The sequence below is a fragment of the Flavobacterium gawalongense genome (genome assembly GCF_007097265.1).
GTDB classification, from domain to species: domain Bacteria; phylum Bacteroidota; class Bacteroidia; order Flavobacteriales; family Flavobacteriaceae; genus Flavobacterium; species Flavobacterium gawalongense.
This window is the reverse complement of record NZ_VJZP01000001.1, coordinates 211,800-225,173: the sequence shown is the minus strand read 5'-3', so window position 1 is coordinate 225,173 and position 13,374 is coordinate 211,800. Positions and strand designations below refer to the sequence as shown.

11 protein-coding genes are annotated in these 13,374 nt (G+C 35.7%); all 11 read left to right on the top strand.

The window, feature by feature from the left end:
- Positions 1–17: 17 nt before the first annotated feature.
- The 11 genes from fcl (at position 18) to FNW38_RS00985 (ending at position 13,209) form a co-directional block, all read left to right on the top strand.
- Entirely contained in the window at positions 18–950 is a 933-nt protein-coding gene (gene fcl / locus FNW38_RS01035) for a GDP-L-fucose synthase (protein WP_144064378.1), read from the top strand.
- A gap of 58 nt (positions 951–1,008) precedes the next feature.
- Positions 1,009–1,557: a dTDP-4-dehydrorhamnose 3,5-epimerase gene (gene rfbC, locus FNW38_RS01030; protein WP_144064379.1), complete on the top strand. Its 549-nt coding sequence runs from the start codon at positions 1,009–1,011 to the stop codon at positions 1,555–1,557.
- A gap of 387 nt (positions 1,558–1,944) precedes the next feature.
- Positions 1,945–3,141, top strand: a complete 1,197-nt coding sequence (locus FNW38_RS01025) for an ATP-binding protein (protein WP_144064380.1) — start codon at positions 1,945–1,947, stop codon at positions 3,139–3,141.
- A 431-nt stretch (positions 3,142–3,572) separates the two neighbouring features.
- On the top strand, positions 3,573–4,427 hold the full coding sequence (gene rfbD / locus FNW38_RS01020; protein WP_144064381.1) for a dTDP-4-dehydrorhamnose reductase: 855 nt from the start codon (positions 3,573–3,575) through the stop codon (positions 4,425–4,427).
- A 581-nt stretch (positions 4,428–5,008) separates the two neighbouring features.
- On the top strand, positions 5,009–6,058 hold the full coding sequence (rfbB, locus tag FNW38_RS01015; RefSeq protein WP_144064382.1) for a dTDP-glucose 4,6-dehydratase: 1,050 nt from the start codon (positions 5,009–5,011) through the stop codon (positions 6,056–6,058).
- Positions 6,059–6,082: 24 nt separating this feature from the next.
- Positions 6,083–6,481, top strand: coding sequence for a GxxExxY protein (locus FNW38_RS01010; RefSeq protein WP_143385712.1), 399 nt, complete (start codon positions 6,083–6,085; stop codon positions 6,479–6,481).
- Positions 6,482–6,501: 20 nt separating this feature from the next.
- Positions 6,502–7,371, top strand: a complete 870-nt coding sequence (gene rfbA / locus FNW38_RS01005) for a glucose-1-phosphate thymidylyltransferase RfbA (RefSeq protein ID WP_144064383.1) — start codon at positions 6,502–6,504, stop codon at positions 7,369–7,371.
- A 104-nt stretch (positions 7,372–7,475) separates the two neighbouring features.
- A complete protein-coding gene (locus FNW38_RS01000) occupies positions 7,476–8,429 on the top strand; it encodes an MraY family glycosyltransferase (RefSeq protein ID WP_144064384.1) in 954 nt (317 codons plus the stop codon).
- 509 nt (positions 8,430–8,938) lie between these two features.
- The gene (locus FNW38_RS00995) at positions 8,939–9,514 is read left to right on the top strand and encodes a sugar transferase (protein WP_144064385.1); all 576 of its coding nucleotides are present in this window, start codon (positions 8,939–8,941) and stop codon (positions 9,512–9,514) included.
- A gap of 439 nt (positions 9,515–9,953) precedes the next feature.
- Positions 9,954–11,108 carry a DegT/DnrJ/EryC1/StrS family aminotransferase gene (locus tag FNW38_RS00990; RefSeq protein ID WP_144064386.1) on the top strand — a complete coding sequence of 385 codons (1,155 nt, stop codon included), beginning with the start codon at positions 9,954–9,956 and terminating at the stop codon, positions 11,106–11,108.
- Between the two features lie 133 nt (positions 11,109–11,241).
- A complete protein-coding gene (locus FNW38_RS00985; RefSeq protein WP_144064387.1) occupies positions 11,242–13,209 on the top strand; it encodes a polysaccharide biosynthesis protein in 1,968 nt (655 codons plus the stop codon).
- Positions 13,210–13,374 lie beyond the last annotated feature (165 nt).

Sequence of the window (13,374 nt, the reverse complement as noted above, 5' to 3'; positions counted from 1 at the left end):
GATATAGTTCAACAGACATGAACAAACAAGATAAAATATATATAGCGGGTCATCGGGGTATGGTGGGTTCTGCTATTTTGAGAGCTTTGCAGGCTGAGGGATATACCAATTTTGTGTTGCGTACTTCCTCAGAATTGGATTTACGGAATCAACAGGCAGTTGCTGACTTTTTTGCACAGGAAAAACCGGATTACGTGTTTTTGGCAGCTGCTAAGGTTGGGGGAATTATAGCTAACAATACTTATAGAGCGGATTTTATTTACGAGAATTTGATGATTCAGAATAATGTGATTCATCAAGCCTATGTCAATAACGTTAAGAAATTGATGTTCCTTGGTTCTTCCTGTATTTATCCAAAGTTAGCGCCACAGCCGCTGAAAGAAGATTATTTATTAACGGGAGTTTTAGAACCTACCAATGAACCGTATGCGATTGCTAAGATTGCAGGTATTAAGATGTGTGATGCCTATCGGGATCAGTATGGGTGTAATTTTATATCGGTCATGCCAACGAATTTATATGGCCCGAATGATAATTATGATCTTACTACTTCTCATGTTTTGCCTGCGATGTTACGCAAGTTTATCATGGCCAAGCGTAATGGGGATGCATCCGTAACCATTTGGGGAACGGGAAGTCCGAAAAGAGAATTTCTACATGCCGATGATTTAGCGGAAGCCTGCTTGTTTTTAATGGAAAATTACAATGAAGCGGGATTGGTTAATATTGGAATCGGAGAAGATATTTCTATTTTGGATTTGGCTCGATTAGTTAAAGAAGTGGTGGGTTTTGAAGGGGATATCGTAACAGATACTTCTAAACCAGACGGAACTCCCCGTAAATTGATGGATGTTTCTAAACTGAATGGATTGGGTTGGAAGGCTAAAATTTCTTTAGCTGAAGGGATCCAAAAAGTGTATGATGAAATAAGAGATACAGCTTGGGAATAGCAATTTAAAATCATTTTCGAATTGAATAAATTATAAATCTTGAAAAGATATAATTAATATGACTATTGAAAAAACAGCAATAGAAGATTTGGTCATCATCAACCCCACCGTATTTGAAGATTCGCGTGGGTATTTTTTTGAGGCTTACAATCAGGCGAAATTCCTTGAGAATGGGATAAACTATTCATTTATACAGGACAATCAGTCTTTTTCCAAACGAGGGGTGATTCGTGGCTTGCATTTGCAAATCAATCCTTTTGCACAGGCGAAATTGGTTCGGGTCTTGGAAGGGGAAATCCTGGATGTGGCTGTTGATTTGCGTAAAGATTCGCCAACTTACGGGCAGCATGTAAGTGTTATTTTGAGTGCTGAAAACAAAAAACAGTTAATGGTGCCCCATGGTTTTGCTCATGGTTTCTCGGTTTTGAGTGAAACTGCCTCGGTGCTATATAAAGTAGATCAATTGTATCATAAAGAGAGTGAAAGAGGGTTTCGTTACGATGACCCTACTTTGGCGATTGACTGGCGGGTGCATCCGGATGAGGTCATTGTATCGGAGAAGGATTTGATATTGCCGGGGTTTGATGAAATAGACTGGGAGTTTTAGATTTCAGAATTTAGAATTTAGATTTTAGAGTTTGTCTATTGGGGTGTATAAAATAATTCGAATATTGTATAGTGTATAATGAATTTTCAAGTGTTTTTGTACTCTATATCATGATGTCTGATTAAGTTCAAAGGCAAAATTTATTTTGTATTATTTTCTCGCAAAGGAGCAAAGACGCAAAGCGTAGTGTTATTTTTCTTTGTGTCTTTGAGACTTTGCGGCAATATTATTTGATTTCTTAGTGGTAAAACGAACCTGAATAGTCATGCTTTGTTAGATAGATTGAACAATAATTTATTATTTTGTATTGTTGATAGAACAAAATAAAGTTTTTTTGTATTGCCTGCCGAACAAAAATAAGTATTTTTGTATTGTAAACAAAACAATATGGAAGAGTTAGTTGAGAAATTTCGTTTTAAATTAAGTCTTACTTCAACGGATTTCGTTAGGAGTTTGGGGAGTGATATTAATTGGAACGCAAGATTAATAGGGGTTAAAGGGGCAAGAGGTGTTGGAAAAACAACAATGCTCTTGCAGCATATTAAAATGAATCTGACGAAGGTGTTAGATAAGACATTGTATGTGTCTTTGGATTCAATTTGGTTTAGCAATAACACACTGGTCGATTTAGCGGATGATTTTGTAAAAAAAGGAGGTGAGTATCTTTTCTTAGATGAGGTACATAGATATGAGAACTGGTCGCAGGAGTTGAAAAATATCTATGATGATTACCCGATGCTAAAAGTCGTGTTTACAGGGTCTTCTTTGTTGCAAATATTGAACGCTAGAGCTGATTTGAGTCGCAGGGCTATTACTTATACCATGCAAGGGCTTTCGTTTCGTGAATATCTTAGTATTGAAACTGGACAACATTTTGATAAATTGACTTTAGAGTCTATTTTGAGTAATCACTCAAAAGAATCGACTTTGATTAATGCCAAGGTAAAACCATTGCAATATTTTGATACTTATCTCAAGCAGGGGTACTACCCTTTTTATAAAGAAGAATTAGATTTGTACGTGCCTCGTTTGGAAGAGGTTATTAATATGATGCTTGAAATTGAGTTGCCTTTGTTGCGAGGTTTGGATTTGGCTTATGTTCATAAAATAAAGCAATTGTTGCTTATTATTTCCGAATCGGTACCTTTTATCCCTAATGTGAGTAAATTGAGTGAAAAAATTGGAATTGCCAGGAGTACTTTGCTTTTGTATTTTCATTATTTGGCTGAAATTGGTCTTACTATCAACTTGTTTAAAGAGTCGGGTGGTATTAGTAAACTACAGAAACCGCTTAAAGTGTATTTGGAAAACTCAAATTTGATGTATGCTTTAACTTCGAGTGCTGCTAATACTGGAAATATAAGAGAAACATTTTTCGCAAATCAGCTCGGGTATACCCATAAAATCATGTATTCTGACAAAGGTGATTTTTTGATAAATGAGAAGTATGTTTTCGAAATAGGCGGAAAGGATAAATCCAGAAAACAAATTGAAGGTATTGAAAATTCCTTTATCGCCTCAGACGATATTGAGTATGGCTTTCAGAACAAAATCCCATTATGGTTGTTTGGCTTTTTATATTAATTATGATGACTGTCCGCTAAGCGGACTAAATTTACTAAAGAGAAATATTTTTAAAAAAGTTAGCCACGAATTACACTAATTTTCACCAATTTTTTAAAAATTAAAATAGAAATTCGGGGTAATTCGTGTAATTCGTGGCTGGAATAATTGATTGGTATTAGTTACGGACAGTCATATTAATTATTACTTTCTGTAGTCAGGGATTTTTAATTTAATCGCAAAGTTCACAAAGGTGGCGCAAAGAACGCAAAGGTTTTTGATTGTGAGTTGTCTTTTGATGGTTATCGGTTATTAGTTTTATGTAGTTTATTCACTAATCCCATTCCACTGTTCATCTCGAGCGAAGTAGAGAGACACTTCTTAAAAATATTCCTTCTTAAGCTTAAAATAAACCTTGCGATTTAGTGTTTCGAGGGGGAAAAATAAAAAAAATGAAAAAAATATTAGTAACAGGAGCTACCGGACAATTGGGTTCGGAATTGAAAGTGTTGTCCCGTACTTATTCTCAATTTGAATGGATATTTGCGGATAGAACAAAAGTTTCACTGGATGATTTGGAGGTTTTACAGAACCAGTTGGAGGCGATTCATCCTAATATTATTTTAAATTGTGGTGCTTATACTGCTGTAGATAAAGCAGAAACGGAACAAGAATTAGCAGACATTGTTAATCATTTGGCTGTTGTCCTTATTGCTCAATATGCCAAAGATAATTCAGCGAAATTAATCCATATTTCTACTGATTATGTTTTTGATGGGACATCGTCTGTTGCCTTAACTGAGGAAGCAAAAACACAACCTGTTAATGTGTATGGCGCCAGTAAAAGAGCGGGGGAGCTGGCTTGTTTAGAAGCAAATCCTGATGCTATTATCATTAGAACGTCATGGGTTTATTCTAGTTTTGGAAACAATTTTGTAAAAACCATGCAACGATTGATGCAGGAAAGACAAAGTATCAGTGTGGTCAATGATCAGATTGGTTCGCCTACTTATGCCGCCGATTTAGCCCAAGCTATGATGACTATCGTTACAGCACCAGAGTGGATTCCTGGGATCTACAATTATTCGAATGAAGGGGAAATTAGCTGGTATGAATTTGCGTTAGCGATTAAAGAAATTGGAGGGTATACTTGTGAAGTGAACGGTATTCCTTCATCGGCTTATCCAACACCTGCAAAGCGTCCTGCCTTTTCTTTATTGGATAAAAGTAAAATTAAGCGGGTGTATGGGGTTAGTGTTCCGGATTATACCGAAAGTTTGAAAAAATGTTTCGAGTTACTTACATAAATACCAATGCTAAGTCTAATGAACTCGTACTTGGTCTATTTTTTTTAACAGCTGTGATAACTTTACACTAATATCATCAAATGGATATTTTTCTTTAAAAACAAAAAAACACACCCCTAACCCCTCTCAAGAGGGGAATTCGACCCTGCTAACATTAAACCTTCAGTTGTTTTTTATGTAAATAAGTCGAAAAATGTTTAAATGATATAATTTTCGTTTTGCCCCGTCCCTAAAGGATGAAATTAAAAAAGGGAACATACAATTTTCGTTTTACCCCGTCCCTAAAGGGCAATGTCATTAAGTTAAGGAATAATCTCCATGATTTTGTCATTCCGACGAAGGAGGAATCTCAACAAACGTGAGCAACAAACAGAGATTCCTCCTTCGTCGGAATGACAAATAAACTCTTAACTTAATGACATTGCCCTAAAGGGAACCGAAAATCCAGAACTTGTATTTTATATAAGATAAGCGTCTTCTGTAATTTATTTTTTGCCCCCTTTAGGGTTTTGGGGCAAACAAAAAATGAATTTCGTGAGTTCGTTAATAAATAAAATAAATCGAATCTAAAAATCTAAAAAATGAAAAAAATAGTAATCACTGGTGGCGCTGGTTTTATTGGATCCCACGTAGTAAGACGTTTCGTAAACAAGTATCCACAGTATCAAATTTTTAATTTGGATGCGCTTACGTATGCCGGGAATCTCGAAAATATTGTTGATATAGAAGCAGCCCCTAATTATACTTTTATCAAAGGGGATATCGTTAATGCCCCATTTATTGACCAATTGTTTGCGGAACATCAATTTGATGGTGTTTTGCATTTAGCTGCGGAATCTCATGTGGATCGTTCCATAACCGACCCGTTATCCTTTGTGAAAACGAATGTGATAGGAACCGTGAATTTATTGAATGCGGCTAAGGCTACTTGGCAAGGGAATTATGAAGGGAAACGTTTTTACCACATCAGTACTGATGAGGTTTATGGTAGCTTAGGTGCCGAAGGATTGTTTACAGAGACCACTGCCTATGATCCTAATTCCCCTTACTCGGCTTCAAAAGCCAGTTCCGATCATTTTGTTAGGGCTTATGGCGAAACGTATGGTTTGCCTTATGTGTTGACCAATTGTTCCAATAATTACGGCCCTTATCATTTTCCTGAGAAATTGATTCCTTTGTTTATCAATAATATCATCCAAAATAAACCTTTACCCGTTTATGGTGATGGGAAATACACCCGTGATTGGCTTTTTGTGGAAGATCATGCGGTAGCTATTGATTTGGTATTTCACGAGGGCAAAAACCATGACACTTATAATATTGGTGGTTTTAATGAATGGCAAAATATTGATTTGGTGAAATTGCTTTGCAAAATAATGGATGAAAAATTAGGAAGAGCATCAGGAGCCTCTGAGCAATTGATTGCTTATGTAAAAGACCGTCCAGGACATGATTTACGCTATGCCATTGATGCCAGTAAGATCAATAGAGAATTGGGATGGAAGCCTTCCGTTACTTTTGAGCAAGGATTGGAAAGAACCGTAAATTGGTATTTGGAAAATCAAACGTGGCTGAATAATATTACTTCGGGAGCCTATGCTTCGTATTACGAGAAGCAATATGCAAATTAACTCGAATTAATTCGAATTTCACTAATGGATGCTACGAATAAAATACTTTACAAAGAAGAAAGCTTTGCTATAATTGGCGCTTGTATGAAAGTGCATCGGTCATTAGGAGCAGGGTTCTTGGAGGCGGTCTACGAGGAAGCATTGGAAAAAGAATTTCAAATTCAAAAAATTCCCTTTAAAAGACAAGTAAAGTTGTCGTTATATTACGATAAACAGCTTATGAAAAAACAATATAGAGCAGATTTTGTTTGTTATGATAGTATTATTATCGAAATAAAAGCTGTCTCACAAATACCTGTCACATTTTATACGCAGTTGACCAATTATTTAAAATGTACAAATCTGGAATTGGGTATGTTGATTAATTTCGGCACACCCTCATTAACTTATAAAAGAATGATTAATTTGAAAAATTCGAATTAATTCGTAAAATGAGTACAATTATGAAAGGAATTATATTAGCTGGAGGTTCAGGAACCCGTTTGCATCCGTTAACACTTGCCATGAGCAAACAAATGATGCCTGTTTATGACAAACCCATGATTTATTATCCGTTATCCACTTTGATGATGGCGGGTATTAATGAAATATTAATTATTTCTACTCCTCATGATTTGCCTAATTTCAAGAAATTATTAGGAGACGGAACGGCAATAGGTTGTCAATTCAGTTATGCAGAACAAGCTATCCCTAATGGATTAGCGCAAGCTTTTGTTATTGGAGAAGAATTTATCGGAAAAGATAGCGTAGCCTTGGTTTTAGGGGATAATATTTTCTTTGGTTCTAATATGGATGAGTTGTTGCAATCCAATACCAATCCTGAAGGTGGAGTTGTGTTTGCTTATCACGTTTCAGATCCGGAGCGCTATGGTGTGGTTGAGTTTGATGCAGCTTTTAAAGCACTTTCCATTGAAGAAAAGCCAGTAGAACCGAAATCCAATTATGCGGTACCCGGTTTGTATTTTTATGATAATTCGGTGGTGGAAATTGCTAAAAATATCAAGCCCAGTGCTCGTGGGGAATACGAAATCACCGATGTGAACAAAGTATATCTGGAAAAAGGTGCTTTGAAAGTGGGTATTTTAAGCAGAGGTACCGCTTGGTTGGATACCGGAACTTTTAATAGCCTGATGCAGGCGGGACAATTTGTTCAGGTTCTTGAAGAACGTCAAGGGCTGAAAGTAGGTTGTATCGAAGAGATTGCCTGGCGACAGGGTTTTATCACTGACCAACAACTAAACGAACTGGCAGAGCCTTTAAAGAAATCGGGTTACGGAGAGTATCTTTTGGGATTGCTGAGGCATAAGTTGTAGGTTTTAGTGTTCAGTGTTCAGTATTCAGTGATCAGGTGATCAGTTTTTAGTTTCAGGTTTCTGATTTCAAACGGAATTTTAGATAATAATATATAGTTTAAAATATGGTATACATTGCATTAATTATTTTATTGGTTGCGATTGAGCTTCTTTATTTCAAAATTGCAGATAAGTACAATATTATCGATAAGCCCAATAACAGATCGTCCCATACTTCCATCACTTTAAGAGGAGGCGGGATTATTTTTCCAATAGCGATTAGTATCGCTTTTTTTTTGGGATATGTTTCTTGGGCAGTAACCCTCGCAGTGGTATTGGTCGCGGTTGTTAGTTTTATAGATGATATTAAACCGTTGTCCCAGTTGCCCCGATTTGTATCACATGTTATAGCTGTCGGTTTGGTTTTTTATGAGTTAAGCTTGTTTACAGAACCTTTGTGGTTGCTCCCTATTGTATTTGTATTACTGATCGGTTGGGTAAACGCTTTTAATTTTATGGACGGCATTAATGGAATAACCGTTTTATACGCCTTAACGGCTATCGTTAGTTTTTCTTTTTTACCTATCAACAAAGCCAGTTTGCCATTACTAATTACTATGGGATTGTCTTGTTTTGCTTTTGGGCTGTTTAATGTTCGGAAAAAAGCAAAAACCTTTGCGGGTGATGTTGGCAGTATCAGTATGGCTCTTTTTTTAGGCTATTTTATGATTAAGACTATTATTGATTCGGGACAACTCGGGTATATTCTTTTCTTTTCCGTTTATGGGATTGATGCCATTATCACGATCATAAATAGATTACTTAAAAAAGAAAATATATTTCAGCCGCACCGTAGCCATTTGTACCAATATCTAGCCAATGAAATGGGCTATTCTCATATTTTGGTTGCCTTTATTTATGCCGGATTTCAATTGGGAATAAACGGATTCGTTATTTATATGGCTACCAAAGGATATTTAACCCTGTTCTTTATCGGTGGATTTTTAGTACTATTGACCTTTATTTATTTACTGGTCCGAAAGTTTGTTACTCGTAAATTGGTCCTGAAGAATTTGTAATTCGGTTTTTGCTTGGGTTACGGTATTGTTTTTTATGATTATCTGCATTGTTACCCAAGCCGCTTTTTATTATTTCGATAGTATGCAAGATTGTTTTTTAGTCCCGAATGGTGGGAGGTTCAAATATCTCTTTCGAGTTACTTACATAAATACCAATGCTAAGTCTAATGAACTCGTACTTGGTCTATTTTTTTTAACAGCTGTGATAACTTTACACTAATATCATCAAATGGATATTTTTCTTTAAAAACAAAAAACACACCCCTAACCCCTCTCAAGAGGGGAATTCGACCCTGCTAACATTAAACCTTCAGTTGTTTTTTATGTAAATAAGTCGATATCTCTTAAACGTTTTTAATCTCTCGCAAAGGCGCTAAGCCGCAAAGCTATTCGTACGCTGAACCTTGCGTCTTCGCACCTTTGCGAGAAAAATGGAATATATAAAATCCCTTGCTAGGTAAACTACGGATAAGCATATTTTTTTTTAGGAATTTAAGACTTCGAAAGGTATGGCAAAGCGATTTTTTGATATTATTTTCTCCCTCTTCGCACTTCTCTTATTTTTTTGGGTTATATTGATTTCTTGGCTGCTGGCCGTTATAGATACGCATACTAATGGAATCTTCATCCAAGAGCGTATAGGTCAATTTGGTGCACCATTCAAAATTTATAAACTCCGAACGATTCAAGTTTCATCGTCTTCAGGCAGCGCCCGTATTTCCAAAATAGGCAGGCTACTTCGTAGCTATAAATTAGACGAGTTGCCTCAACTCTTTACTATTTTAAAAGGGGAAATGAGTATAGTAGGCCCAAGACCAGATTTGCCGGGTTCTTATGATTTGTTAGAAGGTGAAAATCGTAAAATATTAGAATTGAAACCTGGATTAACCAGTTTAGCTTCCATAAAATATAGCAAAGAGGGATATTTGTTAGAAAAGCAGACATCACCTACTATTTACAACGACAGTGTTATTTTTTCGGATAAAGTACAGATGAATTTAGACTATTACTATCATCGAAGTTTTTGGGGAGATATCATCATTATTTTGAAAACGATTTGGTTTGTTTTTTTTAGAAAAAAATAGTGCAATTAGTATTATAACCCGTTAGTTAGAATTAGTTTTTGATGATAATTTTCGTCAATTCGAGTGATTTTCTCCCGAAGCCTCGGGAAGAAAATTATATCGAGAATTAGAAAATTATTATTAAAAACGGTTCTCGATACACGTCACTTCGAGTGCGAAGCGTATCGAGAAGTTTTGTTCCGTTTTACTCCACAAAAAAACACTACCATTGACGTTTTTATTAAAATACGGATTATAACCACCCCGCCCTTCGGACACCCCTCCAAAGGAGGGGAATTATTGACCTCATTCTCAAAACGTCATTTTATATTGCTTTTTTTAGAATAAAAATTATACCTCGAACTGACGTTTTGAATAATTGCACCCAACTAGCAACCGGAATCTTGGAGTATTTTTTTCTTAATTTAGCAGAATACAATTTTCACAGTTTTTTTAGAAGATGCATAAAAACAAAATTTGGCTTTCGGCTCCTCACATGGGAGGCAGTGAACTGAAATACGTACAAGAAGCATTTGATTCGAATTGGATTGCTCCGGTCGGTTCAAACATAGATTGTTTTGAACACCATTTAGAAGCCTATTTAGGTTCGCGTCATGTTGCCGTTTTAAATTCTGGTACGGCAGCCATTCATTTGGGATTAATCCTTTTAGGAGTTCAGGCAGGAGATACCGTAATTTGTCAGAGTATGACTTTTTCAGCCTCCGCCAATCCTATTTTATATTTGGGCGCAACTCCGGTGTTTATCGACAGTGAACCAGAAACATGGAATTTATGTCCTATTGCACTTGAAGAAGCTATTGTAGACACGATTGCAAAAGGCGCAACCCCAAAAGTAATACTCACCGTTCATTTGTATGGGGTTCCGTATAAAATTGATGAGATAAGAGCGGTGGCCGATAAATATTCTATTCCTATTCTTGAAGACAGTGCCGAAGCTTTGGGAAGCAGCTACAAGGGACAACAATGCGGTACGTTTGGTGATGTTGGAATTTTCTCTTTTAATGGGAGTAAGATCATAACTACTTCTGGAGGAGGGGCGATTGTGACTCATTCGAAAGCACTAAAAGACAGGGCTATTTTTTTGGCGACACAAGCCAGGGATATTGCACCACATTATCAGCATAGTGAAATAGGATACAATTATAGAATGAGTAATATCTGTGCGGGTATAGGACGGGGACAAATGGAAGTTTTGGACTATCATATTGGTTTGAGAAGAAACGTGCATGCGTTTTATGTCGAATTATTTGCAGCTATCGAAGGGGTCACCGTTTTTAAAGTGCCTAATGCTACTTATTTTTCTAATTATTGGTTGAGTACCATTCTAATAAATCCTCTGGAAACCAATGGGATTACGAGAGAAACTTTAAGATTGGCATTAGAAGCAGCAAATATTGAATCCCGGCCTTTGTGGAAACCCATGCACTTACAGCCTGTTTTTGAAAAACATCCTTATTATGGCAACCATATTGCCGAGACCCTTTTTAATAATGGGCTTTGTTTACCATCAGGTTCCAATATGACTCCTGAAGATTGTAATAGAATAAAATCCGTTATCTTAAAATTATTTGGAAAAAAAAGAGGTTATTTCTAAAAAAAGATGAGATAAATTCAGTTTTGTTGTTTAATTGCTTTTAAAACGAAATTGGATTGATTTGTTTCCTTTTATCCATTAATTAATTGTTATTTTTGTTTTCATAATAACAGGAATCTTTAAAAATATTATTTTGAGTGATACTAATACTTCTGGCTCATCGCCTATAAACTCTAATTTTTTTTCAAGAGAAAACTTGAAATTTAATATTCATAATTTGAGCTATCTGCCCAGATGGATTATTATTATGATAGATTTTTCGGTTTTAGTGCTGTCGTTTTTTTTTACGATTCTAATATTTAAAGGAACAGGATTAGACTATATCATTACTCCATACAGCTTTAGATTCATAGTGTCTCTTTTTGGCGTAAATATCTTCTTTTTCTGGTTGTTTAGAACGTATTCCGGAATTATCAGACATTCTTCCTATATTGATGCGGTTAAGCTTTTGTTTTCGCAAATGGCTGTCCTTATTCTGTTTCTTTTTTTTAATTTTGGTTATGAGTTGTTGTATGGACAGAAAGCGTTTTTAAATACGGCTTTTTTTATCAATATAGTGCTTTCCTTTTGTGGGCTATTTTTATATCGCGTTGTCATAAAACAAACTTTCGAATTTTATTTTTCAGAACAAGGGACGAATAAATTAATTAGAACCATTATTTATGGTACGGATGCCAATGCCATATCGGTTGCGAATGCTTTAAAATTTGAGACACCTACCCGATTTAAAATTGTTGGTTTTGTGGATAAAAACAACCAAAATGCAACTAAACGGATGTTGGATTTACCAATATTAATTAAAAAGAAAAAACTACCGCCATTAATGCGTTCCGTTAATGCCCATGCAGTTATTATTGCCGATAAAAGCTTGTCCAAAGAGGAGCAATTAATTATTGTAGACCAATGTTTAGAATTTAATTATACCGTATATACCGTGCCATTGATTTCTGATTGGGAGAATCAAAAAGAGATTTCCCAAAAAGTAAAGAGCATCCAAATTGAAGATTTACTGGAAAGAAAACCTATTGTATTAGACAGTAAATTGATTTCTAAGCAGCTTAAAGATAAAACCATTTTGATTACCGGTGCTGCAGGATCTATTGGAAGCGAAATTGTACGCCAGGTATTAATTTTCAATCCTAAAACAGTAATTATTTTAGATCAGGCCGAAACACCATTGCATCATATGTGTTTAGAAATGAAAAATTTAGGTTCTTATTCGGAAATACATACCGTTATTGCCGACGTAAGAAATAAAGAAGCTATGGATAAGGTTTTTAAACTCCATCAACCTCAAGTGGTTTTTCATGCCGCAGCCTATAAACACGTGCCTCTAATGGAGGAAAATCCTTCTCAGGCAATTCTTACCAATGTGGAGGGGACTAAGAATCTTGCCGATTTGTCTTGCTTGTATAAGGTTAGAAAATTTGTGATGGTATCTACTGACAAAGCAGTGAACCCAAGTAATGTCATGGGAGCCAGTAAGAGAATAGCCGAAAAATATGTGCAATCCCTGCAATTAAAAAATAATAATGAAGAGGAAAAAAATGCTACAAAATTTATTACCACTCGTTTTGGAAATGTTTTAGGTTCCAATGGTTCTGTAGTCCCTTTGTTTACCAAACAAATAGCTAATGGAGGACCGGTCACGATTACACATCCTGATATCATTCGGTATTTTATGACCATACCGGAAGCCTGTCAATTGGTTTTGGAAGCGGGAGCTATGGGGAATGGCGGGGAAATTTATATTTTTGATATGGGGAAACCCGTTAAAATTATTGATTTGGCCAGAAAGATGATTAAGCTAGCCGGGTTTATTCCGGATAAAGATATCAAAATACAGATTGTCGGATTAAGACCGGGGGAGAAGTTATACGAAGAATTACTTAATGATACTTCCAAGACTTTGCCTACCCACCATGAAAAAATTATGATTTCAGAAGAAATTCTGGACGAATTTGAAACCCTGAATACGGATATTGAGGAACTTATAAGAGGTGCAAATCACTTTGAAAATGACCATATTGTAATGAGAATGAAACAAATTGTACCGGAGTTCAAAAGTATGAATTCCACTTTTGAATTATTAGATAAGTAACATAGCTTTTAAAGCGTTGTATAAAAAAAGGTTGCAAAGTACTATTCTTTGTAACCTTTTTTATTTAAAATAGGATTGGTACAGCCAAAAAGGTATCGAGTTCTCGATACCATTTTTAAAGCTTTATGTTTTATTCTTCAAAATACTTTAAGTTTAGCTTTAAAA

Bases quoted from the DNA above. Each gene is read 5' to 3' on its own strand.
- FNW38_RS00995 (WP_144064385.1), top strand. From the start codon at position 8,939: ATGGCAAAGCGATTTTTTGATATTATTTTCTCCCTCTTCGCACTTCTC.
- rfbB (WP_144064382.1), top strand. From the start codon at position 5,009: ATGAAAAAAATAGTAATCACTGGTGGCGCTGGTTTTATTGGATCCCAC.
- FNW38_RS01000 (WP_144064384.1), top strand. From the start codon at position 7,476: ATGGTATACATTGCATTAATTATTTTATTGGTTGCGATTGAGCTTCTT.
- rfbD (WP_144064381.1), top strand. From the start codon at position 3,573: ATGAAAAAAATATTAGTAACAGGAGCTACCGGACAATTGGGTTCGGAA.
- rfbC (WP_144064379.1), top strand. From the start codon at position 1,009: ATGACTATTGAAAAAACAGCAATAGAAGATTTGGTCATCATCAACCCC.
- FNW38_RS01025 (WP_144064380.1), top strand. From the start codon at position 1,945: ATGGAAGAGTTAGTTGAGAAATTTCGTTTTAAATTAAGTCTTACTTCA.
- rfbA (WP_144064383.1), top strand. From the start codon at position 6,502: ATGAAAGGAATTATATTAGCTGGAGGTTCAGGAACCCGTTTGCATCCG.
- FNW38_RS01010 (WP_143385712.1), top strand. From the start codon at position 6,083: ATGGATGCTACGAATAAAATACTTTACAAAGAAGAAAGCTTTGCTATA.
- fcl (WP_144064378.1), top strand. From the start codon at position 18: ATGAACAAACAAGATAAAATATATATAGCGGGTCATCGGGGTATGGTG.
- FNW38_RS00990 (WP_144064386.1), top strand. From the start codon at position 9,954: ATGCATAAAAACAAAATTTGGCTTTCGGCTCCTCACATGGGAGGCAGT.